Source organism: Rhizobium sp. LjRoot254, from assembly GCF_964254105.1.
In the GTDB taxonomy this organism is placed as follows: domain Bacteria; phylum Pseudomonadota; class Alphaproteobacteria; order Rhizobiales; family Rhizobiaceae; genus Rhizobium_E.
The window spans coordinates 5,689,425-5,712,076 of sequence record NZ_CAXUSM020000001.1 but is presented as its reverse complement, the minus strand read 5'-3'; the positions used below and the strand labels follow the sequence as shown (position 1 = coordinate 5,712,076).

General features: G+C 61.6%; 25 protein-coding genes. 7 read left to right on the top strand and 18 right to left on the bottom strand.

What is annotated here, in order from left to right:
* Positions 1-35: 35 nt before the first annotated feature.
* From ACSQ26_RS28170 to ACSQ26_RS28150, 5 genes are read right to left on the bottom strand one after another with little or no spacing between them, the layout of a single operon-like run.
* Entirely contained in the window at positions 36-587 is a 552-nt protein-coding gene (locus ACSQ26_RS28170) for a sarcosine oxidase subunit gamma (RefSeq protein WP_436014852.1), read from the bottom strand.
* Positions 580-3,576, bottom strand: coding sequence for a sarcosine oxidase subunit alpha (locus ACSQ26_RS28165; RefSeq protein WP_436014850.1), 2,997 nt, complete (start codon positions 3,574-3,576; stop codon positions 580-582). The genes ACSQ26_RS28170 and ACSQ26_RS28165 overlap by 8 nt, the downstream gene beginning before the upstream one ends.
* Entirely contained in the window at positions 3,573-3,887 is a 315-nt protein-coding gene (locus ACSQ26_RS28160; protein ID WP_258158567.1) for a sarcosine oxidase subunit delta, read from the bottom strand. Before ACSQ26_RS28160 ends, ACSQ26_RS28165 begins: the two co-directional genes overlap by 4 nt.
* Before the next feature lie 15 nt (positions 3,888-3,902).
* On the bottom strand, positions 3,903-4,295 hold the full coding sequence (locus ACSQ26_RS28155) for a hypothetical protein (RefSeq protein WP_436014846.1): 393 nt from the start codon (positions 4,293-4,295) through the stop codon (positions 3,903-3,905).
* Positions 4,296-5,549: a sarcosine oxidase subunit beta gene (locus tag ACSQ26_RS28150; RefSeq protein ID WP_436014844.1), complete on the bottom strand. Its 1,254-nt coding sequence runs from the start codon at positions 5,547-5,549 to the stop codon at positions 4,296-4,298.
* Between the two features lie 294 nt (positions 5,550-5,843).
* Between ACSQ26_RS28150 and rpsU the strand changes: the two genes are divergently transcribed.
* Together rpsU and ACSQ26_RS28140 are read left to right on the top strand one after the other, a co-directional pair.
* Positions 5,844-6,083: a 30S ribosomal protein S21 gene (gene rpsU, locus ACSQ26_RS28145; protein ID WP_258162908.1), complete on the top strand. Its 240-nt coding sequence runs from the start codon at positions 5,844-5,846 to the stop codon at positions 6,081-6,083.
* A 176-nt stretch (positions 6,084-6,259) separates the two neighbouring features.
* A complete protein-coding gene (locus ACSQ26_RS28140) occupies positions 6,260-7,099 on the top strand; it encodes a tetratricopeptide repeat protein (protein WP_436015512.1) in 840 nt (279 codons plus the stop codon).
* A 6-nt stretch (positions 7,100-7,105) separates the two neighbouring features.
* Here ACSQ26_RS28140 and ACSQ26_RS28135 read toward each other — a convergent pair whose 3' ends face one another.
* From ACSQ26_RS28135 to ACSQ26_RS28105, 7 genes are all read right to left on the bottom strand, one after another.
* Entirely contained in the window at positions 7,106-7,411 is a 306-nt protein-coding gene (locus ACSQ26_RS28135) for a BrnA antitoxin family protein (RefSeq protein WP_436014842.1), read from the bottom strand.
* Positions 7,408-7,656: a BrnT family toxin gene (locus ACSQ26_RS28130; protein WP_436014840.1), complete on the bottom strand. Its 249-nt coding sequence runs from the start codon at positions 7,654-7,656 to the stop codon at positions 7,408-7,410. The genes ACSQ26_RS28135 and ACSQ26_RS28130 overlap by 4 nt, the downstream gene beginning before the upstream one ends.
* A gap of 109 nt (positions 7,657-7,765) precedes the next feature.
* Complete coding sequence (locus ACSQ26_RS28125; protein WP_436014838.1) at positions 7,766-9,163, bottom strand: NAD(P)(+) transhydrogenase (Re/Si-specific) subunit beta; 1,398 nt, start codon at positions 9,161-9,163, stop codon at positions 7,766-7,768.
* An 11-nt stretch (positions 9,164-9,174) separates the two neighbouring features.
* Entirely contained in the window at positions 9,175-9,582 is a 408-nt protein-coding gene (locus tag ACSQ26_RS28120) for an NAD(P) transhydrogenase subunit alpha (RefSeq protein ID WP_436014836.1), read from the bottom strand.
* A 4-nt stretch (positions 9,583-9,586) separates the two neighbouring features.
* Positions 9,587-10,747: a Re/Si-specific NAD(P)(+) transhydrogenase subunit alpha gene (locus tag ACSQ26_RS28115; protein WP_436014834.1), complete on the bottom strand. Its 1,161-nt coding sequence runs from the start codon at positions 10,745-10,747 to the stop codon at positions 9,587-9,589.
* 80 nt (positions 10,748-10,827) lie between these two features.
* On the bottom strand, positions 10,828-11,049 hold the full coding sequence (locus ACSQ26_RS28110; protein WP_436014832.1) for an aa3-type cytochrome c oxidase subunit IV: 222 nt from the start codon (positions 11,047-11,049) through the stop codon (positions 10,828-10,830).
* A gap of 231 nt (positions 11,050-11,280) precedes the next feature.
* Positions 11,281-12,387, bottom strand: a complete 1,107-nt coding sequence (locus ACSQ26_RS28105) for a TRAP transporter substrate-binding protein (protein WP_436014830.1) — start codon at positions 12,385-12,387, stop codon at positions 11,281-11,283.
* Between the two features lie 212 nt (positions 12,388-12,599).
* Between ACSQ26_RS28105 and ACSQ26_RS28100 the strand changes: the two genes are divergently transcribed.
* A complete protein-coding gene (locus ACSQ26_RS28100; protein WP_436014828.1) occupies positions 12,600-13,355 on the top strand; it encodes a gamma-glutamyl-gamma-aminobutyrate hydrolase family protein in 756 nt (251 codons plus the stop codon).
* On the opposite strand, the gene msrQ is transcribed toward ACSQ26_RS28100, so the two are convergent.
* From msrQ to ACSQ26_RS28070, 6 genes are all read right to left on the bottom strand, one after another.
* Positions 13,331-13,990 (bottom strand): protein-methionine-sulfoxide reductase heme-binding subunit MsrQ, encoded by a 660-nt coding sequence (msrQ, locus tag ACSQ26_RS28095; RefSeq protein WP_436014826.1) that lies wholly within the window; start codon positions 13,988-13,990, stop codon positions 13,331-13,333. The two genes, ACSQ26_RS28100 and msrQ, sit on opposite strands and share 25 nt — an antisense overlap.
* A gap of 8 nt (positions 13,991-13,998) precedes the next feature.
* The gene (gene msrP / locus ACSQ26_RS28090; RefSeq protein WP_436014824.1) at positions 13,999-14,943 is read right to left on the bottom strand and encodes a protein-methionine-sulfoxide reductase catalytic subunit MsrP; all 945 of its coding nucleotides are present in this window, start codon (positions 14,941-14,943) and stop codon (positions 13,999-14,001) included.
* Positions 14,944-15,051: 108 nt separating this feature from the next.
* Positions 15,052-15,255 carry a hypothetical protein gene (locus tag ACSQ26_RS28085; protein ID WP_436014822.1) on the bottom strand — a complete coding sequence of 68 codons (204 nt, stop codon included), beginning with the start codon at positions 15,253-15,255 and terminating at the stop codon, positions 15,052-15,054.
* Entirely contained in the window at positions 15,252-15,932 is a 681-nt protein-coding gene (locus tag ACSQ26_RS28080) for a GNAT family N-acetyltransferase (protein ID WP_436014820.1), read from the bottom strand. The genes ACSQ26_RS28085 and ACSQ26_RS28080 overlap by 4 nt, the downstream gene beginning before the upstream one ends.
* Positions 15,933-16,011: 79 nt before the next feature.
* The gene (locus ACSQ26_RS28075) at positions 16,012-16,725 is read right to left on the bottom strand and encodes a tellurite resistance TerB family protein (RefSeq protein WP_436014818.1); all 714 of its coding nucleotides are present in this window, start codon (positions 16,723-16,725) and stop codon (positions 16,012-16,014) included.
* 94 nt (positions 16,726-16,819) lie between these two features.
* Positions 16,820-17,458, bottom strand: coding sequence for a 2-dehydro-3-deoxy-phosphogluconate aldolase (locus tag ACSQ26_RS28070; protein WP_436014816.1), 639 nt, complete (start codon positions 17,456-17,458; stop codon positions 16,820-16,822).
* Positions 17,459-17,600: 142 nt separating this feature from the next.
* Here ACSQ26_RS28070 and ACSQ26_RS28065 point away from each other — a divergent pair, with 142 nt between their 5' ends.
* The 4 genes from ACSQ26_RS28065 to ACSQ26_RS28050 all read left to right on the top strand — a co-directional run bounded on the left by ACSQ26_RS28065 (position 17,601) and on the right by ACSQ26_RS28050 (position 22,624).
* Positions 17,601-18,308 carry a helix-turn-helix transcriptional regulator gene (locus tag ACSQ26_RS28065; protein ID WP_436014814.1) on the top strand — a complete coding sequence of 236 codons (708 nt, stop codon included), beginning with the start codon at positions 17,601-17,603 and terminating at the stop codon, positions 18,306-18,308.
* A 99-nt stretch (positions 18,309-18,407) separates the two neighbouring features.
* The gene (trhO, locus tag ACSQ26_RS28060; protein WP_436014812.1) at positions 18,408-19,352 is read left to right on the top strand and encodes an oxygen-dependent tRNA uridine(34) hydroxylase TrhO; all 945 of its coding nucleotides are present in this window, start codon (positions 18,408-18,410) and stop codon (positions 19,350-19,352) included.
* 21 nt (positions 19,353-19,373) lie between these two features.
* Positions 19,374-20,555, top strand: a complete 1,182-nt coding sequence (locus tag ACSQ26_RS28055) for an aromatic amino acid transaminase (protein WP_436014810.1) — start codon at positions 19,374-19,376, stop codon at positions 20,553-20,555.
* A gap of 122 nt (positions 20,556-20,677) precedes the next feature.
* Entirely contained in the window at positions 20,678-22,624 is a 1,947-nt protein-coding gene (locus ACSQ26_RS28050) for a BTAD domain-containing putative transcriptional regulator (protein ID WP_436014808.1), read from the top strand.
* Positions 22,625-22,652 lie beyond the last annotated feature (28 nt).

Below are 22,652 nucleotides of genomic sequence, written 5' to 3'. Positions count from 1 at the left end.
AAAGCAACTTAGCAGATGGAATACCGAGACCCGAATCAAAGCGCCGCGTCTGCCGCGCCTTCGCAAAGCATGCCGAAGCAATAATCCGCAAACGAGCGCCAGCATTCGACGCGATATGTGTCCTCGCTTTCGCGATGGAGCACGATCTCCATCTTGCCGAACACCGTGCGGCTGCAGGCGTCGACCGGGAAGCTTGCTTGCGTGAGATCGTGCGGGCAGGCCGAGTTGATCGCCACCTTGGCGCCCGGTCCCGAGACCATGATCGCGATGTTGCGATGGGAAATATCGACCGCCGTATGGAAGACGCTGGCCTTCGCGGCGAGCGCCACGAAGTCGGTGCCGTCCGGCCCGATCAGCAGCCACTCCTCGGGCCCGAGCCAGAGCGCGGTGATGCCGCTGCCTGTCGCCGAAGCCTTTGGCTTGGTCGGCAGGGACACGCCGAGCGCCGACGAGAGCGCGGCAATCGCATCGGGATAGGCTCGCAGCGAGGCGCGGGCCGCGTTCGGTGCGGTCGTCAGGCTGACGGCGGAGGAGCCGCCGTGGAAGCCGGCAGTCGCGGAGCGGCGCATGGTTTCAAGCTCAGACATTGATCCGGCCTCCTTCCTTGTCATAGAACACGGCGTCACAGACCTCGACCGGGATCACCCGATCGGCCATCGGCACGTAGAGCGTCTGGCCCATCTTCGAGCGGCCGCCGGCGACCAGCGCCATGGCGATCGAATGGCCGCAATTCTCCGACCAGTAGGACGACGTCACGTGGCCGAGCATCTTCATCGGCACCGGCTGATTGGGATCGGCGACGACCTGCGCCCCCTCCTCCAGCACTTCCTTCGGATCCTTGGTGCGGAGCCCGACCAACTGCTTGCGGCCCTCTGCGACAAGGTCCGGACGCTTGAGGCCGCGGATGCCGACGAAATCGGCCTTCTTTTTGCCGACAGCCCAGCCGAGCCCGGCATCGTCGGGCGTCACGGTTCCATCCGTGTCCTGGCCGACGATGATATAGCCCTTCTCGGCGCGCAGGATGTGCATCGCCTCGGTGCCATAGGCGCAGGCGCCGAGCGGTTCGGCCCGTGCCCAGATCGCTTCCCACACGGCATGGCCGTAATCGGCGGGCACGTTAACTTCGAAGCCGAGTTCGCCGGCAAAGGTCATGCGGAACAGCCGCGTCGGCACGCCGGCGATCTTGCCTTCGACGACGCTCATATGCGGGAAGGCCTCGTTCGACATGTCGATTCCCTCGAGCAGCGGTTCGATGATCTCGCGTGCCTTCGGACCCTGCACGGCGATGACCGCCCATTGCTCGGTGGTCGAGGTGAGGAACACCTTGAGGTCGGGGAATTCGGTCTGCAGATAATCTTCCATATGCTGCATGACGCGCGGCGCACCGCCCGTCGTGGTCGTCACATGGAAACGATCCTCGGCAAGCCGTCCGACGACGCCATCGTCATAGACGAAGCCGTCCTCGCGCAGCATGATACCGTAGCGGCAACGGCCGGGCTTCAGCGTGTCCCAGCTGTTGGTGTACATGACGTTCATGAACTTGGCAGCGTCCGGCCCGACGACCTCAATCTTGCCGAGCGTGGAGGCGTCGAAGACACCCGCCACGGTGCGAACCGTCTTGCACTCGCGGTCGACGGCCTGGTGCATGTTCTCGCCGGCCCTCGGATAGAACCAGGCGCGCTTCCAGATGCCGACATCCTCGAAGACGGCGCCGTGATCCTCTTCCCATTTGTGCATCGGCGTCTTGCGTGCAGGGTCGAACAGCGGCCCGCGCGCATGGTTAACGATGGCGCCGAAGGTCACCGGCGTATAGGGCGCGCGGAACGTGGTGAGACCCACTTCCGGGATCGGCTTGCCGAGCGCTTCTGCTGCGATGGCGAGACCGTGGATATTGGACGTCTTGCCCTGGTCGGTGGCCATGCCGTTGGTGGTGTAGCGCTTGATATGCTCGATCGAATGCATACCTTCGCGCACCGCAAGGCGAATATCCTTGGCGCAGACATCGTGCTGGAAATCGACGAAAGCCTTGGCGGAGGAATTCTCAGCGCCTGCGCCGTCGGCCGCACCGGTCATGCCGCCGGTCCAGTCGAAGGCCTGCGTGGCGTTGATCGAAAGGCTCGAAGAACCGGTCGCGCCCGTCGCCTCAGCCATCAACTGGCCGGCGCCCAGCGCCTCCTCGATCGAGGCTTCGAGCGAATTGGTGCCATTGCAGGCGCCGACCGACAGGCAATCCTGCGCATAAGTGCCCGGCAGGAAGCGCTGAAGCTCGGCATCGAAGGCGACCTTGCCGCGCGACTGCGAGAAGAGATGCACGGACGGCGTCCAGCCCGACGACACCATCAGCGCGTCGACATTGACCTTCTCGCCGGAGCGCATGCCGCGACGGGCAACTGTTATCGACGAGATCCGCAACTTGCCACCGGTCTTGAGCACCGAGGAACCGGCCTGGACATTGATGCCGAGTTCGCGGGCCTTGGCCAGCACCGCCTCGCCCGGCTTGTCGCGGGCGTCCACAATCACGGGAATCTGAACGCCGGCGGCCTTGAGATCGAAGGCGGCTTCATACGCCGAATCGTGGGATGTGTAGACGCCGACCTTGGCGCCGACGGCAACACCGTAATGGTTGAGATAAGTGCGCGCGGCCGAGGCGAGCATGATGCCCGGCCGGTCGTTGCCGTCGAACACCATGTGCCGCTCGATCGCACCTGTCGCCAGGATCACGCGCTTGGCGCGGACCTGCCACATCCGCTCGCGCGGCAGCGACTTGTCGGGGCTTGCGAGATGTTCGGAAACCCGCTCGACCAGGCCGATGAAATTCTGCGCGTAGTAGCCGAACACCGTGGTGCGGGTCAGCACCGTTACATTCGGCATGGCGGCGAGCTTCGCCGTCATCGCCTGCGCCCAGGCAAAGCCTTCCTGTCCGTCGATCGTCACACCGGTGTCGAAATGCAGCGAACCGCCGAATGCGGCGCGTTCATCGGCAATGATGACGCTGGCGCCGGTTTCGGCCGCAGCAAGCGCCGCAGCGATGCCGGCTGCTCCGCCACCGGCGACCAGCACATCGCAATGGGCGAAGCGATTGGAATAATGATCCGGATCGGCTTCCTTGGGCGCGACGCCCAGACCGGCGGCCTCGCGGATGAAGGGTTCATAGATCGCCTTCCATGCGGCCTTCGGCCACATGAAGGTCTTGTAGTAGAAGCCGGCCGCGAAAAAGGGCGACAGAAGATTGTTGAAGCCACTGACATCGAAGGCGAGCGATGGCCAGCGGTTCTGCGACTTCACGGTCAGGCCGTCATAGACCTCCTGCATCGTGCCGCGCACGTTGGGCGTGGCCCGGCCGGCGTCGCGCGAAATGTCGAACAACGCGTTGGGCTCCTCCGGACCGGCGGTGAGGATGCCGCGCGCCCGGTGATACTTGAACGAACGTCCGGCCAGATGAATGCCGTTGGCGAGCAGCGCCGAAGCGACGCTATCGCCTTCCAGCGCATTGAGCACGCGGCCGTCGAAGGTGAAGCGCGCGGTCTTGGCGGGCGTCAGGCGGCCCTTGCCCGATATACGGTTGGCTGCACTCATTTTACGCCTCCTGCCATGCGCGCGTCGATCGTCGCCTGGTCGGGCTTCGGCTCGTCCTGCCGGTATGTCATCACGAACTTGTCGGTGACGGTATGACGGACCGCGCGGAAGAACTTGCCGCAGCCCGAGACGTGCCGCCAGCGCTCGAAGACGAGGCCCTTGGGATTGTCGCGCAGGAAGAAATAGTTCTCGAACTCTTCGTCCGAGATCTCGGTGATGTTTTCCGGGCGCAGGATATGCGCCTCGTCACCGTTGCGGAATTCGAGTTCCGCACGGTCTTCCTGACAATAGGGGCAGTGTATGAGGAGCATCGCCTTCCACCTAATCTAAAGTTCGGCGCCCGGGACAACCGGGCCATCATTGTGTTTACAGAGCATCCGGCCTTGCGCCACGAATGGCGCGATCCGTCTAATCAGTTCTTCGGGCTTGTCGTATGGCAGAAGCACATTCTTCACGCCCCAATTGTTGATCATCATCGCGTAGGGGTTGGCGTCCAATATGACTCCCCGATCCTTGGCTGCGGCTCCGTCTGGTATGAAGACCACCACCGGTCCGGGAAACATCCGGACACAAGCGAGCTTTCCACTGTCTGCAACGAACGGCCAGTCCTTTTCACCATTTGCCCGCGAGATCGCCTGAAAGCGCACATCGCTAGCATCTGGCACTACGAAGCCAGCTGGCTGGATCATCAAACCTGCCGCCGGCAACGCGCCGATCATCTAGTGCGCCACCGCCGCCGCCGCCGCCTCGTCGATCAACCGGCCATTGCGGAAGCGGTCGAGATTGAACGGCGCGTTGATCGGGTGCGGTTCGTCGCGGGCGATCGTGTGGGCAAAGACATGCGCCGAGCCAGGCGTCGCCTTGAAGCCGCCGGTGCCCCAGCCGCAGTTCACATAAAGGCCCTTGACCGGCGTCTTGGCGAGAATTGGCGAGCGGTCCGGCGTCACGTCGACGATGCCGCCCCACGAGCGCATCATCTTCATGCGGGTGAAGATCGGGAACATTTCGCAGATCGCATCGAGCGTGTGGTTGATGATGTGCAGCCCGCCGGTCTGCGAATAGGACGCATACTGGTCGGTGCCGGCACCGATGACCAGTTCGCCCTTGTCGGACTGCGAGATATAGGCATGCACCGTGTTGGACATGATCACGCAGGGAACGATCGGCTTGATCGGCTCGGAGACCAGTGCCTGCAGCGGATAGGACACCAGCGGCAGCTTGACGCCGGCCATTTCCATGACGACCGAGGTGTGGCCGGCAGCCACGACGCCGACTTTCTTGGCACCGATATAGCCACGCGACGTCTCGACGCCCTGGACCGAACCATCTGGACCGCGGCGGATGCCGGTGACTTCGCAATTCTGGATGATGTCGACACCGCGATCGGATGCGCCGCGCGCATAACCCCAAGCCACCGCATCATGGCGGGCCGTGCCACCCTTGCGCTGCAGCGTGGCACCAACCACCGGATAGCGTGCCGTCTTCGAGATATTGAGCGGTGGGCAATATTCCTTGGCTTCCTCGGGTGTCAGCCATTCGTTCTCGACGCCGTTGAGGCGATTGGCGTGGATATGCCGCTTGAGCACCTGCACGTCATGCACATTATGCGCCAGCATCATCACGCCGCGCGGCGAATACATCACATTGTAATTGAAATCCTGCGAGAGATTGTCCCACATTTTCAGCGCATGATTATAGATGCCGGCGCTTTCGTCATAGAGATAGTTCGAGCGGATGATCGTGGTGTTGCGGCCGGTATTGCCGCCGCCCAGCCAGCCCTTCTCGATCACCGCGATATTGGTGATGCCATGCTCCTTGGCGAGATAGTAGGCCGTGCCGAGGCCGTGCCCGCCGGCGCCGATGATGACGACGTCGTATTCAGACTTGGGCTCGGGCGAGGTCCATTGCTTTTCCCAGCCGCTATGGCCTCTCAAAGCCTCGCGGGCAACGGCGAAAACCGAGTATTTGCGCATCCGGGGAACTCCATGACCTTGCAGCCGAATTTTCTTGCCGCAGGAAATCGCAAAATTAGTGACGAGACAACGTTTCTTTTGCGACGCCTGACAGCGCGCTACCGCCAGCGACGAATTGAACATTAGAACCGGCTATTTTTCGACGAAAGGCGCATGCGGGTACTGGACTTGGTTCACTGCTTCTGCTATCGCATCCGTCAATCGCACGGCTCCTGGTCGGGCGGAACAATTTTGTTTGCTTCCGGACACACAGTCCTCCGGCAGTTTCAACTCGAGATAAGGAACGGGATTCACGTGCAGGTACTGGTTCGCGATAACAATGTTGATCAGGCGCTCCGCGCTCTCAAGAAGAAGATGCAGCGCGAAGGCATTTTCCGCGAAATGAAGATGCGCGACTATTACGAGAAGCCTTCCCAGAAGCGCGCTCGTGAAAAGGCAGAAGCCGTTCGCCGCGTTCGCAAGCTGGCCCGCAAGCGCATGCAGCGCGAAGGCCTGATTGCTGGTCCTCCGGCTCGTCCGACGCCGACCCGGTGATTTGTCGTCGTTTTGACGAAATCTAATGTATCTGTGGCGGGGGCGATCTATTCGCCGCCGCCTTTTTGTTGCAGCGGCCTGGAATTGCCTGGAACTGCAACGGTTCCCCGGAAGTTGAAGACATCATGACCGACAGCCCTGCCGTTTGCGTGAGCGAAGAGACCTTGGCGCAGCGTATGCGGGCACCGGCGCGCGTCCTGCGCACCATGGTCATATCAGCGATGCTCACTGCCGGCGTTGCCGCCTGTGGAACGACCGATACGACCGATACGATCCGCATCAACAAGGAACAGGGCTCCGACCAGAACATCGCATCCCTGACCGCGGTCATCAATTCCAACCCGTCCGATCCCGAAGGCTACAATACGCGCGGCTCCGCCTATGGCCGGGCCGGCCAATTCGGCGATGCGCTCGATGACTTCAATCGTGCCATCGAGCTCAATCCGCGCTTCTACCAGGCCTACGCGAATCGCGGCCTGATCTACCGCAACCAGGGCAAGGCCGAACTCGCGCTGGCCGACTACAACACGGCGCTGCAGCTCAGCCCGCGTTACGACGTGGCCTTCATCGGTCGCGGCAACATTTATCGCCAGGCCGGACAATTCGATGCGGCGATGAACGACTACAATCGCGCCATCGGCCTCGATACGACCGACCCCCGCGCCTACCACAATCGCGGCCTGATCTATCAGCGGCGCGGCAACCATGCCAAGGCGATCGAGGACTTCTCGACCGCCATCTCGCTGTCGCCGAATTCCGCCGAGCCGTATAACGGCCGCGGCATTTCCTATGCCGCGCTGAACGACAACGACAATGCGTTCGCCGACTTCAACACCGCCATCACGCTGGATGGCAACCTGGCCGAATCCTGGGCCAACCAGGCTCTGATCTATGAACGCCAGGGCAACCTCAAGAAGGCCTATCGATCATACGCCCAGGCGCTCAAGCTGGATCCGAAGTATCAGCCGGCCATGGATGGCGTGGCCCGGACGAGAACCGCGACCGCCGCGAACTGACTTTCGTTAGAGTCCCCAGACCTTCCTGAGATCGTCGTTGATCCGGCTCTGCCAACCCTTGCCTGATGCCTTGTAGCGGGCGATGAGATCGGCATCGAGGCGAAGCGTGACCTGCTTCTTCGGGCTTTCGAGGCTCGGCCGGCCGCGGCCGCGGGCGATACTCGCAGCGAGATCCGGAAACACCTCCGCGAAGGGCCGGGCAAGCTTGAAATCTTCCTCGGTCCATTCGGGATTATCGCTGACCTCGTCCCAGTCCTCTTTCGTATAGCCACGGCCGGGCTGGAACTCATCGATTGTCTTGGCCTTGGTCATGAGAGTTCCTTTCTTTCCCTGGAATTGGCAGGGCGCATCGATACTACGGAGAGGCCTTCGACGCCCAACCGGGCGAAGATAACCGCGATCGCACCATCGTCCATTCTCCCGATTGCACGGAACCTGCCGAGTTTCGCAGGCCGGATAATGGCAGTCAGAAAGAACGTTTCATCAAGCGCCGCAAAATCCAGCTTATGCTTGATGAGGTTGGCGGCACGCTTCGGTTCATCCCAAACGATCTTCATTTAATGTAACTACATAAATTGAGAATGCAAGAACCATAGTATCGAACCCAAGCCAAAAGAAAACCCGCCGGGTTGCGGCGGGTTCGAGAATTCAACCGTGTGACGTCGCTTAATGCGCCATCGCCTTGACGATATCCTCGGTGACCTTCTTGGCGTCGCCGAGCAGCATCATCGTGCCGTCCTTGTAGAACAGCGTGTTGTCGATGCCGGCGTAACCAGAACCGAGCGAGCGCTTGACGAACAGGCAGGTCTTGGCCTTGTCGACGTCGAGGATCGGCATGCCGTAGATCGGCGAGGTCTTGTCGTCGCGGGCCGCCGGATTGGTGACGTCGTTGGCGCCGATGACATAGGCGACGTCGGCCTGCCCGAAGTCGGAATTGATGTCCTCGAGTTCGAAGACGTCGTCATAAGGCACATTGGCTTCGGCGAGCAGCACGTTCATGTGCCCCGGCATGCGGCCGGCGACCGGATGGATCGCGTATTTGACCTCGACGCCGGCTTCCTTGAGCTTGTCGCCCATTTCGCGGAGCGCGTGCTGGGCCTGGGCTACAGCCATGCCGTAGCCCGGCACGATGATGACCTTGGAGGCGTTTGCCATCAGATAGGCCGCATCCTCGGCCGAGCCGAGCTTGACCTGCTTGTCCGAAGTGTCCTGCGCCGCAACACCCGTCTCACCGCCGAAGCCGCCGAGGATGACCGAGATGAACGAGCGGTTCATGCCCTTGCACATGATGTAGGAGAGGATCGCACCCGACGAGCCGACCAGCGCGCCGGTGATGATCAGTGCCAGGTTGCCGAGCGTAAACCCGATGCCGGCGGCGGCCCAGCCGGAATAGGAATTCAGCATCGAGACGACGACGGGCATGTCGGCGCCGCCGATCGGGATGATCAGCAGCACGCCGAAGGCCAGGGCCAGCGCCACGATCAGCCAGAAGACGACATGGCTTTCGGTGACGACCAGCACCCCGACCAGAACCACGATGCCGACAAAGATCGCGAGGTTGATCGCGTGCCGCATCGGCAGCATGATCGGCCGGCCCGACATCCGGCCATCGAGCTTGAGAAAGGCGATGATCGAGCCGGTGAAGGTGATGGCGCCGATGGCGACGCCGAGCGACATTTCCACCAGCGCCTGGCCGTGGATGTGACCCACTTCGCCAATGCCGAAGGACGACGGCGCATAGAGTGCCGCGGCGGCAACCAGCACGGCGGCAAGACCGACGAGGCTGTGGAAGCCGGCGACCAGCTGAGGCATGGATGTCATGGCGATGCGGCGCGCGATGACCGCACCGATCGAACCGCCGATGCCAAGGCCGAGTATGATCAGCACCCAGCCGGTCAGCGTCGGGGTTGTCAACGCTAAGGTCGTGAGGATCGCGATCCCCATGCCGACCATGCCGAAGCGGTTGCCCTGGCGCGAGGTCGAGGGATGCGAGAGGCCACGCAGCGCCATGATGAACAGCACGCCGGACACAAGATAGAGGAAGGCTGCGATATTGACTGACATCTAGGCCGCCCTCACTTGTCTTTTTTCTTGTACATGGCGAGCATGCGCTGGGTGACGAGAAAGCCGCCGAAGATGTTGATCGAGGCGAGGATCAACGCCACGAAGCCCATGCCGGTGGCGATGCCGCTGACCGACAGGCCGACGGCGAGCAGCGCGCCGACCACGATGACCGACGAGATCGCGTTGGTCACCGCCATGAGTGGCGTGTGCAGCGCCGGGGTGACCGACCAGACGACATAATAGCCGACGAAGATCGCCAGCACGAAGATCGCCATCTGGAAGACGAAGGGATCGATCACGCCGCCGGACAGGGCGTGCGCGGCGTCTGATATCGACGGCTGGGTCGCCACGGCATCACGGACGGCGGTGACCGCCTTGTCGAGATTGTCGAGGGCCTGGTTGACGGTTTCGGATGCCATTTCCTCAGCCCTCCTTGACTGCGGCAGGCACAGCGCCGCCGAAATTCGGATGCACGACCCGGCCGCCATGGGTCAGCATGGTCGCCTTGACCAATTCGTCGTCGAGATTGATCGTCAATTCCTTGGTCTCCTTCGAGATCAGCGTCTCGAGGAAGGTGACGAGGTTCTTGGCGTAGAGCAGCGAGGCCGAGGCGGCGATACGGCCGGGCACGTTGGCATAGGCGATGACACGCACGCCCTCGACATCGGCGACCTGATCGGCAACGGCACCCTCGATATTGCCACCACGCTCGATGGCCAGATCGACGGCAACGGAGCCCGGCTTCATGGCTTTCAGCATGTTACGGGTGACAAGACGCGGCGCCGGCCGGCCGGGAATCAGCGCCGTGCTGATGACGATGTCCTGCTTGGCGATGTGCTCGGCGACGAGTGCCGCCTGCTTGGCCTGGTATTCGGCGGACATCGGCTTGGCGTAACCGGCCGCGGTTTCGGCGGCCTTGAATTCATCGTCTTCGACCGCGATGAACTTGCCGCCAAGCGAGGCGACCTGTTCCTTGGCGGCGGGGCGCACGTCGGTGGCGGAAACAACGGCGCCAAGACGGCGGGCGGTGGCGATGGCCTGCAGGCCCGCAACGCCCGCGCCCATCACGAAGACCTTGGCGGCGGGCACGGTGCCGGCGGCGGTCATCATCATCGGCATGGCGCGGTCATAGACGGAGGCTGCATCGATCACGGCCTGGTAGCCGGCGAGATTGGCCTGCGAGGAAAGCACGTCCATGGATTGGGCGCGGGTGATGCGCGGCATCAGTTCCATGGCAAAGGTCGAAAGACCGGCAGACGCCATCTCGGCGATGGCTTTCTCGTTGCCATAGGGATCCATGATCGCAATGACGATGGCGCCCGACTTGTAAGCCTTGATTTCCTTCGGCGCCGGCCGGCGTACCTTGAGCACGACATCGGCCGTCTTGACATCTGTCGCCGAGCCGATCCGGGCGCCCAGCTTCTCATATTCGCCATCCGGAATGCGGGAAAGCGTGCCGGCGCCTGTCTCGACCACGACATCGAGCCCAAGCGCCTTCATCTTCTTCACCGTTTCCGGCGAACACGCAACGCGCGGCTCGCCCCCGACGGTTTCACGCGAAATATAGACTGTTGCTGCCACCATGCCCTCCCGGCAAAAATCAGCATACGCTTTCGCTGCCGCCCATCAAGGCGGCAGGGAGAAGTCAATCCTCCGTCAGATATTCAGAGTAGGTAGAAGCCGACGACCGACAGCACGACGAAAAGCAGCGTCGAGAATACAAAGCCGGCACTCGAGAAGAAGCCGACCGCCATGGCGATCATCAGCGCTCCGATCATCATCGCGCCGTATTTCGCAGCGTTGATGAAGAATTTGTAGGTCTTGTGGTGTTCTGGATAATCCATGGAAGCGCCCACTTCCACGGGCCCGGAATGATGTTCGGCCATCTCGTTCTCTCCAAAGGCGGCAGCCATCCGTGCCGTCCGCCACTCTCTTGCATGCAATATCCCGGATGCGGCGGAAATTGAAGCCTATCCGGGGATTGGCATTACACAGCCGAAAAAAAATCGCAATGCGACCCAAGGGCGCTTTCGTTCGATCAAATCGATTTTAAAAGACAATCCAAACGAAAAAGCCCGGGACGCCCGGGCTTCCTGTTCGAAGGGCAGTCGGCAAAATCAGAGTTTTCCGGACCGCTGCTGGATCATCATGAACGTATCATAGGTGTATTCGCCGATCTGCGCCCAGAGATAGGAGTCCTTCTTGAACGCCAGCTGATCGTCGTAGATCTTTTTCCACTCCGGATTGGCAGCCGAGAGTTCACCATAAGTCTGAATCGCGGCATCATAGGCAGCAGCAAGGATTTCCTGGCTGTAGGGCTTCAGCACCGCGCCGCCGGCGACCAGTTCCTTGAGTGCCTTGGCGTTGCGGGCGTCGTACTTGCCCAGCATGTTGGAGTTTGCCGAGGCGCAGGCCGCAGAGATAATCGCCTGATAGTGCTTCGGCAGGCTGTTCCATTTCTCGAGGTTGACCATCGCGTGCACGACCGGGCCGCCTTCCCAGAAGCCGGGATAGTAATAGTACTTGGCAACCTTGTTGAAGCCGAGCTTGTTGTCGTCATAGGGACCGACCCATTCGGCCGCATCGATCGTGCCCTTCTCGAGCGCCGGATAGATATCGCCGCCCGGAAGCTGCTGCGGCACGACGCCGAGCTTTTCCATAACCTTGCCGGCCAGGCCTCCGATGCGCATCTTCAGGCCCTGCAGGTCGGCGACGGTGTTGATTTCCTTGCGGAACCAGCCGCCCATCTGAACGCCGGTATTGCCGGCGGGGAAGGAGATGAGGTTCTGGGTCGCCATGAACTCGTTGACGAGCGTATTGCCGTTGCCGGCCGTGTACCAGGCGTTCTGCATACGCGCATTGAGGCCGAAAGGAATGGCCGAAGCGAGCGCATAAGCGGCGTTCTTGCCGTAATAGTAATAGGCCACGGTATGGGCCATTTCGACCGTGCCGGCACCGCAGGCGTTGGCAGCTTCGAGACCCGGAACCAGCTCGCCGGCCGCGAAGACCTGAATATCGAAAGCACCATCGGTCATTGCCCGCACCTGGTCGGCAACATCGACGCCGCCGCCATAGATCGTGTCGAGACCCTTGGGGAATGACGAGGTGAGGCGCCAGGAGATTTTGGGGTTTTCCTGCGCGATTGCGGGTGCTGCCAGCGCGGTGGCGGCAGCAGCGCCAACGGCGGCTGTACCCGCCTTTTTGAAGAATGAGCGACGATCCATGAAATTCCTCCCGTTTGAATTCATTAGCGGGGAAGTCTCCTCATTCGTGCTTCGCCTCCCCGCAGCACATGAGAGGTTAAACATTTAAAATCCGGGCTTTCAAGCGCAAGCGGCGATTTTCTTGGCCAGCCGGAATAGTCTTTTCGTCGAATGGGTTGACAGGCTGTTTCGTCTGCACAAAGAAGAGGCAGAGAAGACATTGGAGCTGAATGATGCCGACCCCGATCATAGCCATTCCCGCCGATACGCGCGAGATCGAGGGCTATTACTGGCACGCAACGCCGAACCAGTATGTCAATGCCGTGGTCAAAGGCACCGGCGCGACGGCGATCATCGTACCTGCCCTCATGGAGGGCAACGACATCGATTCGATCCTTGATCGCGTCGACGGCGTGATGCTCTCCGGCTCACGCAGCAATGTGCATCCTTCGCTTTACGGCAAGGAAGCGACCGAAGCCGACGGCCCCTACGACCCCGCGCGTGACGCGACCTCGATGGAACTGATCCGCCGCACCATTGATCGCGGCATTCCACTGCTGGCGATCTGCCGCGGCATCCAGGAACTGAATGTCGCGCTCGGCGGCACGCTGGCAACCGAGATCCAGGACCAGCCGGGCATGTGGGATCACCGCCGGCCCGATGTTCCCACCCGCGACGGCATGTATGTCATCCGCCAGCCGGTGAAGATCAAGGAAGGCACTTGCATCGCAAGCGCCCTGGGCGCCGGCGAAATCCAGGTCAATTCGCTGCACCGCCAGGCGATCGGCGAGACCGCTCCCCGGCTTGCCGTCGAGGCGGTGGCGGATGATGGCACGGTCGAAGCGGTGTCGGTGATCGACGCCAAGAACTTCGCCGTCGGCGTCCAGTGGCATCCGGAATACTGGGTGGAAAGCGACGTGATGTCCGGCAAACTCTTCAAGGCCTTCGGCGAGGCGGTAAAGGCCTATGCGGCGACCGTTCGCCGCTGATCCATGATCAGCCTGACCAGCCGGTAGCCCAGAAGCACCGTGATAATCGTCGCATAGACGAAGGGGCGCGGTGGCCAGCTCTTGACCGCCATGAAGAAGTGGACGACGCCCAGCGTGGCGATCAGATAGACGAGCCTGTGCAGCTTGCCCCAGGCGCTGCCCATCGCGCGGATCGCCCAGTTGTTCGAGGTCGCTGCCAGCGCGATCAGGCAGAGAAACGCCGTCATGCCGACAATGATATAGGGCCGCTTGAAGACGTCCACGAAGATCACCGGCAGGTTCATCGCCCGATCGAGGATGAAATAGGTCAGGAAGTGGAAGAGCACGTAGTAGAAGGTGAGCAGCCCGAATGCCCGCCGGAACCGGAACAGATTGACGCGCGTCAGGTCGCGCAGCGGCGTGACCAGCAGCGTGACGATGAGGAACCGCAACGCCCATTCTCCCAAGAGATGCTCGAAGGTCTGGATCGGATTGGCACCGAGTTCGTTGACCGCGCCGAGATAGAAATAATACGCCGCCGGAATGAGGCCGAAGCCATAGATCCACCATGACGAGACTTTCGCCAGCGTCTTGTTGATCTGTTTCGGATAATCGGTCTTTTTCGGCTTTGCCGCTACGGTGCTTGTCGTCGACATTTGCGGCCTCAATAGTTCGCGATCAGGTCCATGCCCGTATAGAGCGACGCGACCTCCTCGCCGTAACCGTTGAACTTCTCCGTGTCGCGGCGCGTGGCACCGCCGAAGAAGCCGCCGCCCTGCCCGAGCACCCGCTCGCTTGCCTGGCTCCAGCGCGGATGATCACGCTCCGGGTTGACGTTGGAATAGAAGCCATACTCATCCGGCGCCGCCGTGTTCCAGGCCGTTACCGGCTGCTGGTCGGTCAGCGTGATCCTGTCGATCGATTTGACGTTCTTGAAGCCATATTTCCACGGCACGACCAACCGGATCGGCGCGCCGTTCTGGTTGGGTAGCAGATCGCCATACATGCCGACGGCCATGATGGTCAGCGGATGCATGGCTTCGTCGAGCCTGAGGCCTTCCTTGTAGGGCCAGTCGAGCACGGCATAGGCGACGCCCGGCATTTCCTCGGGCCTCAGCGCCGTCTGGAAGGCGACGTATTTGGCGCTACCGAGCGGTTCCACCTGCTTGAGCAGATCGGACAGCATGAAGCCGGTCCAGGGAATGACCATCGACCACGCCTCGACGCAGCGGAACCGGTAGATCCGTTCCTCGAGCGGCATCCTGGCGATCAGGTCGCCGACATCGACCTCCATCGGCTTGCCGACCATGCCGTCGATCTTGATCTTCCATGGCATCGGCTTGAAATCGCCGGAATATTTCGCCGGATCCTCCTTGTTGGTGCCGAACTCGTAGTAATTGTTGTAGGTGGTCGCATCTTCCTTTGGCGTGATCTTGTCGTTGACGATGTAGGTGGATTGCTTCGCGTTGAGCGCGGCGGATGCATCGCTACCGGCCAGTCCGACGAGCCCGGACGCCACGGCGCCCGCAAGGAACTGCCGGCGCTTCAGATAAAGCGATTTGGGTGTGATCTCTAGAGATGGGATATGCGGCACTTTATAGGCGGGCATGGAATGATCCTCGCAAATTGCTTCCGCCATCCTATACGCGTCTTCGCCCGCAGTTGTTTCACAACAATTCTCACGCCCTTGTGAAAATGTGCGTGATCGCGCGAAACGCTATTTCCGATAGCGGCTGCGAAGCCAGAAAATGCCGAAAAAAGCGAGAATGATCAATGCACCCACGGCAAAGCCGAGAACCGGCGAAAACTTCCCGATACCGAGCACGATATTCGGCATGAAATACAGCAGAATGGCCGCAGCCGCGAGGATGATCGCGGCCGCTATGGCATTGCTGCGCGTCTGGTTGCCGTTTTCGGTCATGTCGACTGGCTGCTCCTGATATCCGTCAACTTGCGCTTCTGGTTGCCGTCGGCATCGAAATTGGACGGGTCGAGCCAGGCTTCGAACGCCGCCTTCAGGGCTGGCCATTCGTCATCGATCATCGAATACCATGCAGTATCACGGTTTTTGCCGCGCGAGAGCATGTGCTTGCGGAAAACGCCCTCGAAGCTGAAGCCGAGGCGGTTGGCCGTCACCTTGCTGGGCTCGTTGGCATTGTCGCATTTCCATTCGTAGCGGCGGTAGCCGAGATCGTCGAAGACATGCTTGGCCATGAGGTAATGGACCTCGGTCGATATGGGCGATTGCGCCATGGCCAGCCCATGCGCCACTCCGCCGACTTCGACGACACCATTGGCCGGATCGGCGCGCATGTAATGCGCCATGCCGACGACCGCGCCGGTCTTGTTGTCGATGAAGAGTTCCGTCAGCCAGCCGGCCTTCTTGACGTTGTCGAGCCAATTGGCGAAGTCTTCCGCATTGGCGAAATCGGGCGCCGCGAAATATTTCAGCCGCTCATTGGTGCCGATACCCCCCAGCGCGTTCCAGAGCGCTTCCGCGTGCTCCGACCTGACATAGGGAATGATGGTGACGAAACGGCCCTTGAGCGTAACGGACTCGGGGGCCGGACGGGGCTTCCAGTTCTTGAGGTCTTCCATGGATACTCGCGGATGTGAGTTGCGCGGCGATTTTCATCACCGCGCAACCTGATAGGCAAATGAAATCAACTGATGGATATCATACCACCTTGGCGCTGGCGACAGTCGCCTCGATGTGATCGATGAGGGCATCGGCAAGGCCAAGCCGGCCGGCCAGCATATCGAGATAGCCACGTTCGGCGCGGCCGTCCGGCTCGATGGCGATGCGGGACGCAGTGTAGAGTTCCACCTTCTGGCTGTCGGTCGTTGCCGCGGCGATGATTGTATCGAGATCGACCGGATTGGAAAGCTCGCCTTCCAGAAAGGCTTCGGCATCGGCCCCAAGACCGGCGAGCCGCACCTTGCCAAGGACGGCCTCGCGCTCGGCATCGTCGATATGGCCATCGGCGCGCGCCGCAGCGATCATTGCGCGGACGAGTATGACGGCAAAATCCGCATTGTTGGCTGCATCATCGACGTGAAAGCCGGTGCCCTCCGGGGCTGGAAGCAGTTGCGGCTCTGATGTGGCGGCCGTCGATGCGTCAGCCGGCTGCGGTTCGTTTCCAGCCTGCCAGTTCTTGTAGGCCTGGTAGCCGAGACCCGCGATTGCAGCAAGGCCGCCGAGCTTCAGCGCCGAACCGCCCAGTTGCCGGCCCGTGCTGGTGCCGAGCAGAACCGCGGCGATGGCGCCCGTCGCGAGCGGATTGTCCTTTGCCATCTGGCCAAGCTGGCCCGCACGATCCCGCACCGATCCACCGGCGCCCGGCACCTGCGAACCCAGGAACTGGTCCAGCAACTTCCTCGCATCGAACATGAATTCCTCCTGTTGGCCTCTTTAGGTCGGAGGAGAACATAGGATCAAGGCGGGAGTATTACAAAGGGCGAGGACGTTTTTGCGAGCGGGCGGTTCAGCCCCTAAGCGCCGCAGCCTCGGCCGCGAGCTTGGTGATGCCGGCCCAATCGCCTGCGGCAACCATGGCCTTCGGTGCCACCCACGAACCGCCGACGCAGACGACGTTAGATAGCGACAGGTAATCCATGGCGTTCTTCAGCGAGATGCCGCCGGTGGGGCAGAACTGGATACCGGCGAACGGCGAGGCGAGCGCGTTGACATAGGGCGCGCCGCCGGCCTGTTCGGCGGGGAAGAACTTCATCACGGTGTAGCCGCGATCGCGAACCTGCATGACCTCCGTTGCCGTGGCGGTGCCCGGAAGCAGCGGAATGTCGCTCTGGTCCGCGGCATCGAGCACCGACGTACCGGCGCCCGGCGAGACGATGAACTTGGAGCCGGCCTTGACCGCGAGGTCCCATTGCCTGGCATCGAGCACGGTACCGGCGCCGACGACACCGCCTTCGACCTCCTCGGCAATCGCCTTGATCGCATCGAGGCCGGCAGCGGTGCGCAGCGTGATTTCCAGTGCCTTCAAGCCGCCCGCGACCAGCGCCCGGGCAAGCGGCACCGCCGACTTGATATCTTCGATGATGATGACCGGCACGACCGGCTGCAAGCGGAGGGTCGAAAGCAGTTTCTCGGTCTTGGCGTTCATCTGATCATCCTCTTCAAACGATTGAAAACGCCGCTCTCATATCGCGGCGACCCTGACGTGTCGAGCCAAAACTGCCTGTTCAATGCTGCCATAATATGACAGCATTGCGGGCTACGTTACTGCCGGAAACAGGTTGCAACATATGTCACGCTCCGAACGGTTACTCGAACTCATCCAGACGCTCAGGCGCCATCGCCGGCCGGTCAGCGGCCAGCGGCTCGCCGAGGAGACAGGGGTGAGCTTGCGCACGCTTTATCGCGATGTCGCGACATTGCAGGCGCAGGGAGCCGATATCGAAGGCGAGCCCGGAATGGGCTACATTTTGAAGCCGGGGTTTCTCTTGCCGCCACTCATGTTCTCAGAGGATGAAATCGAAGCCCTGGTGCTGGGATCGCGCTGGGTGGCGAACCGCACCGACAGCGAATTGTCGCGCGCCGCGGCGAACGTTCTCGCCAAGATCGCCGCCGTTCTACCCGACGACCTCAAACCCAAGCTCGAAAGCTCGAATCTCCTGATCCCGCCGGCCTACAACGAGGTCAAGGACGCCGTGGACCTGTCGCTGGTCCGGAAGGCGATCCGCAACGAACATATGGTCGATATCGGCTATGTCGATGCGGTGGGCGCCGAAACCCAGCGCCGCATCTGGCCCTTCGCGCTCGGCTATTACGATCGGGTGCGGGTGATCGCCGCCTGGTGCGAGATGCGCAACGACTTCCGCAATTTCCGTACCGACCGTATCCAGCGCATGGAACCGCAGGGCAAGCGCTATCCGCGCCGCAAGGCCGAACTGCTGAAGGCCTGGCGGATTGCCGAAGGTGTCGCCGATTTGCAGAATCCTGACAATATTTGATCGCCGCTGACGCCGGCCGTGAAGTGACCCCCTGGCAATGGCGAATCTGCGACGGGCGGTCCCGTTGCGCTTTTTGGCCAAAGGCGTTATTCCCCGGCCATGAACGATGAGACGACCCTTCCAGCACCCGAAACGACCGGCCCATACCTGGTGGCGGCGCTCTATCATTTCGTCCGGGTTGCGGATCACGAGAACCTTCGCGACCCGCTGCAGGCGTTATGCGAGGCCAATGACGTGCGCGGAACCCTGTTGCTCGCCCATGAAGGCATCAACGGCACGATCGCCGGTCCGGATGCGGGCGTGCATGCCGTGCTTGCCTATCTCCGTTCCCTATCCGCATTCACCAATCTCGAACACAAGGAAAGCCGCGCCTCGAAGCGTCCCTTTCTGCGCATGAAGGTGAAGCTCAAGAAAGAGATCGTCACCATGGGCGTCGAGACGATCGACCCCTTGCGTGTGGTCGGCACCTATGTGACGCCGAAGGACTGGAACGCGCTGATCAGCGATCCCGACACTGTAGTCATCGATACCCGCAACGACTATGAGACGGCGATCGGCACCTTCAAGGGCGCACTCGATCCCAACATCAAGACATTCCGCGATTTTCCCGCGTGGGTGCAGGAGCATGGCGAACTGAAATCCAAGCCGAAGATCGCGATGTTCTGCACCGGCGGCATACGCTGCGAGAAGGCGACGGCCTTCATGAAGCAGGAAGGCTTCGATGAGGTCTATCACCTCAAGGGCGGCATCCTGAAATATCTCGAAGACGTGTCGGAAGAAGAGAGCCTGTGGGAAGGCGCCTGCTTCGTGTTCGACGAGCGCGTCTCAGTCGTCCACGATCTCCAGGAAGGCGACCACAAGCTCTGCCGCGCCTGCCGCAATCCGTTGACTTCAGAGGCAATGGCCTCGCCGCAATACGAAGCCGGCGTCTCCTGTCCAGCCTGCTACGAGGTCCGCTCCGACGACGACCGCATGCGCTTCCGCGAACGCGAAAAGCAGGCGCGTCTCGCCCGCGAGCGCGGCCAGCGGCACATGGGCACGTGAAATCACATTAAGGGGAAACCGATGTTCGAAACGCTGACTGCCGCACCACCAGACAAGATCCTGAACCTCTCGGTTCTCTACAAGGCCGATCCCAGGCCGGAGAAAATGGATCTCGGCGTCGGCGTCTACAAGGACGCATCGGGCGCGACGGTGATCATGAAGGCGGTGCGAGAGGCCGAGAAGCGGCTCTATGACAGCCAATCGACCAAGACCTATGTCGGCATGGGCGGCGATGAAGGTTTCAACAAGGGCATGCTGAAGATGGTGTTCGGCGACAATGCCGATCTCAGCCGCATGTTCGCCTGCCAGACGGCGGGCGGTTCGGGTGCGCTCCGCACCATCGCCGACCTGCTCAAGCGCGCAAAGCCGGATGCCACCGTATGGCTCTCCGATCCGACCTGGGCGAACCACGCGCCGATCCTGAAAGCCGCGAACCTGCCCACCGCGACCTATCCCTATTTCGACGCTGCCTCCGGCACCGTGAAATTCGATGCCATGCTGGAAGGTCTGAAGGCCGCCAAGCCGGGCGACGTCGTCCTGCTACATGGCTGCTGCCATAACCCGACGGGCGCTAACCTCAATATGGCGCAATGGGCCAAAGTCGCGGACTTCCTGGTCGAGCGGAACCTCTTTCCCTTCGTCGACCTCGCCTATCAGGGTTTCGGCGATGGCCTGGAAGAGGATTGCGCGCCCGCGCGGCTGCTCGCGACCAAGGTGCCTGAGATGGCGATCGCCACGTCCTGCTCGAAGAACTTCTCCGTTTATCGCGACCGCGTCGGTGCCGTCATCCTGCTCGGTAAGGATGCCGAGAGCGTAAAGATTGCCGGCAGCCAGGCGCTGACCGTGACCCGCGTGCTCTATTCCATGCCGCCGGATCACGCCGCCGCCGCCGTGCGCATCATCCTTGAGGATGACGATCTTCGCGCCAACTGGAAGGCGGAACTCGAAGAGATGCGGCTGAGGATGCTCAACCTTCGCAAGGGCTTTGCAGAGGCTTTGCGCCGGCAATCCAATTCCGACCGTTTCGATTTCATCGCCGATCATCGCGGCATGTTCTCGCGGCTGGGTCTCACCGAAGCCCAGGTCGATCGGCTGCGCGACGAATATGGAATCTACATGGTCGGCGACAGCCGCTTCAATGTGGCGGGCCTGAAAGAGGACCGGCTGGAAGAGCTGGCGAAGGCCGTGGTCTCCGTACTCTAGCAACGTCAAGGGAACTTGACACCGGCGCGCTACTGCTGGTTTACATAGGCTACTGATGCACTTGCGAAAAACATTCGGCGGGTTGGCCGGCGAGTGTTTTGTTCGATAGGTAGTATGCGGCCTTGGCACTGACCCTCGTTTCGTTTGGAAGCCCGCGTCTGCTCGATGAGAGCGGGGTCGTGATTGCCTTTCCCGAGAAGGGATTGCTCGCCGCCGGCTACATCGCGACACGCCCTGGCCGGAGCGTCACCCGAGCGGAGCTTGCGGCATTTCTCTGGGGTGAGGATGCGAGCAATCCGCTGGTTAATCTGCGGCAGTTGCTGTCCCGCGTCAAAATCCGGCAGCAGGAGATCGGCACTACGCTTCTCGAACTGCGGGAAAATGATGTTCTGGCACCGGCCGGCGGTGTCGATTGCGACTTCCTGCGGTTGAAGGACCTGCCGGCCAATCGTCCCCTGGATATCGTCGAAATGTCGCTCGCCCATGTCACGGGCGCCTTCTTCGCGGGCGTCGGCACCTCCTCCGAGAGGGCGGAACTGTGGCTCGCCGAGCAGCAGGAACACGTGCTTTCACGCTTTGCGCAGGCGCTCGAAGCCCTCGCCCGCGAGCCCGACCAACTCTCGCGTGAACATATGCAGAGGCAGGCTGCCTATCGCCTGCTCGAATTCGATCCCTATAGCGAGATCGCCTACCGGATATTGATCAATGCTTTTACCGCTGAGGGGAATTTCGCACAGGCGAGAGCGATGTTCGATCGATACAGCGCCCGGCTGCAGAAGGATTTGAACGCGCAGCCCGATGGCGGCATGCTTGCAATTCGCGATCACGCCGCCCGACAGGCCATCGAGCGCTTGCCGGCGGTACCAGTCGCAGAGCGGCCGACCACCGCGCCCTTTTCGCCAAGGACCGGACTGCCCCGCCTCATGCTGATGCCCCCACCGCTCGGCAATATCAAGGGTACGGGCCTGCTCGCCACGAGCCTGCTAGAGGATGTGACCATCGGCCTTTGCCGGGCAAGAAGCGTTCAACTGGTGGCGCCACACACCGCGCGCCGCGTCGCCGCCATGGACGAGGCCGCGCGGCAGGAAGCCTACCGGAACTGCGATGTATCCTATGTGCTGGAAACGCGCTTTACACCCGGGGCCGAGGTCGACGCCCTGTTCGCCTCGCTCGTCAGCGTTCCAGAAGACGCGACCATATGGGCGGAACGCCTGCCGGTCGATCCCGCGAGCCTCGGCGCCAGCTACAATACCTTGGTCCGCCGGCTCGCCGCAGTGGCTCTTTCCCAGATCGAGCGGCACGAATTCTCCCGCATCGGCCGGGCCACGACGCCGACCGCGTATCAGAATTTCCTCATCGGCAAGCATTACATACGAAACATGGAATTGCCGGATATCCGACGCGCCCGAAAGGCGTTTCGCGAGACGCTCAAGGAGATGCCGGACTTCTCGCCGGCGCTCGGTGGCCTCTCCCGGACCGCGCATCTCGAATGGCTCGTGACGGCGCGCGGCGACACGGAATTGCTCAAGCTGTCGGAAAAATATGCTCAAGCCGCGATCAACGCCGACGATGACGGCTCGGATGGCTTTCATCAGCTTGGCGTCTCGCGGCTCTATCGAGGTGCTTTCGACGAAAGCATCGAGCTTTTCGAAATCGCCGAACGTATTGCGCCTTCACATGCCGACCTGATCGCCGATCATGCCGACACGCTCGTCCATGCCTCGCGGCTCGAGGACGCGCTCGCCAAGATCAATCTCGCCTTCGAACTCAATCCGTTTGCGCCGGATTACTACTGGTGGACCAAAGCGGGCGCGAACTATTCGCTGCATCGCTACGAGGCCGCGATCGACGACCTTACCCATGTTGCCGACCAGACCAACGTGCTGCGCTTCAACGCCGCCTGCTGGGCCATGCTGGGGGATATGCGCAAGGCTCGCGCCTATATGCGGCGGACAATGGAGAATTTCCCCGACTTCGAGACCGACAAGTGGCTGGCGCTCATTCCGATCCGCGACCCGGCCCAGCAGGCACATTATCGCGAGGGGCTGCGGCGCGCCGGTTTCAAGTAAGCCGGGACCAATCACCAGTTCGTATGAT

Bases quoted from the DNA above. Each gene is read 5' to 3' on its own strand.
- ACSQ26_RS28170 (WP_436014852.1), bottom strand. From the start codon at position 587: ATGTCTGAGCTTGAAACCATGCGCCGCTCCGCGACTGCCGGCTTCCAC.
- ACSQ26_RS28165 (WP_436014850.1), bottom strand. From the start codon at position 3,576: ATGAGTGCAGCCAACCGTATATCGGGCAAGGGCCGCCTGACGCCCGCC.
- ACSQ26_RS28160 (WP_258158567.1), bottom strand. From the start codon at position 3,887: ATGCTCCTCATACACTGCCCCTATTGTCAGGAAGACCGTGCGGAACTC.
- ACSQ26_RS28155 (WP_436014846.1), bottom strand. From the start codon at position 4,295: ATGATCGGCGCGTTGCCGGCGGCAGGTTTGATGATCCAGCCAGCTGGC.
- ACSQ26_RS28150 (WP_436014844.1), bottom strand. From the start codon at position 5,549: ATGCGCAAATACTCGGTTTTCGCCGTTGCCCGCGAGGCTTTGAGAGGC.
- ACSQ26_RS28140 (WP_436015512.1), top strand. From the start codon at position 6,260: ATGCGGGCACCGGCGCGCGTCCTGCGCACCATGGTCATATCAGCGATG.
- ACSQ26_RS28135 (WP_436014842.1), bottom strand. From the start codon at position 7,411: ATGACCAAGGCCAAGACAATCGATGAGTTCCAGCCCGGCCGTGGCTAT.
- ACSQ26_RS28130 (WP_436014840.1), bottom strand. From the start codon at position 7,656: ATGAAGATCGTTTGGGATGAACCGAAGCGTGCCGCCAACCTCATCAAG.
- ACSQ26_RS28125 (WP_436014838.1), bottom strand. From the start codon at position 9,163: ATGTCAGTCAATATCGCAGCCTTCCTCTATCTTGTGTCCGGCGTGCTG.
- ACSQ26_RS28120 (WP_436014836.1), bottom strand. From the start codon at position 9,582: ATGGCATCCGAAACCGTCAACCAGGCCCTCGACAATCTCGACAAGGCG.
- ACSQ26_RS28115 (WP_436014834.1), bottom strand. From the start codon at position 10,747: ATGGTGGCAGCAACAGTCTATATTTCGCGTGAAACCGTCGGGGGCGAG.
- ACSQ26_RS28110 (WP_436014832.1), bottom strand. From the start codon at position 11,049: ATGGCCGAACATCATTCCGGGCCCGTGGAAGTGGGCGCTTCCATGGAT.
- ACSQ26_RS28105 (WP_436014830.1), bottom strand. From the start codon at position 12,387: ATGGATCGTCGCTCATTCTTCAAAAAGGCGGGTACAGCCGCCGTTGGC.
- ACSQ26_RS28100 (WP_436014828.1), top strand. From the start codon at position 12,600: ATGCCGACCCCGATCATAGCCATTCCCGCCGATACGCGCGAGATCGAG.
- msrQ (WP_436014826.1), bottom strand. From the start codon at position 13,990: ATGTCGACGACAAGCACCGTAGCGGCAAAGCCGAAAAAGACCGATTAT.
- msrP (WP_436014824.1), bottom strand. From the start codon at position 14,943: ATGCCCGCCTATAAAGTGCCGCATATCCCATCTCTAGAGATCACACCC.
- ACSQ26_RS28085 (WP_436014822.1), bottom strand. From the start codon at position 15,255: ATGACCGAAAACGGCAACCAGACGCGCAGCAATGCCATAGCGGCCGCG.
- ACSQ26_RS28080 (WP_436014820.1), bottom strand. From the start codon at position 15,932: ATGGAAGACCTCAAGAACTGGAAGCCCCGTCCGGCCCCCGAGTCCGTT.
- ACSQ26_RS28075 (WP_436014818.1), bottom strand. From the start codon at position 16,725: ATGTTCGATGCGAGGAAGTTGCTGGACCAGTTCCTGGGTTCGCAGGTG.
- ACSQ26_RS28070 (WP_436014816.1), bottom strand. From the start codon at position 17,458: ATGAACGCCAAGACCGAGAAACTGCTTTCGACCCTCCGCTTGCAGCCG.
- ACSQ26_RS28065 (WP_436014814.1), top strand. From the start codon at position 17,601: ATGTCACGCTCCGAACGGTTACTCGAACTCATCCAGACGCTCAGGCGC.
- trhO (WP_436014812.1), top strand. From the start codon at position 18,408: ATGAACGATGAGACGACCCTTCCAGCACCCGAAACGACCGGCCCATAC.
- ACSQ26_RS28055 (WP_436014810.1), top strand. From the start codon at position 19,374: ATGTTCGAAACGCTGACTGCCGCACCACCAGACAAGATCCTGAACCTC.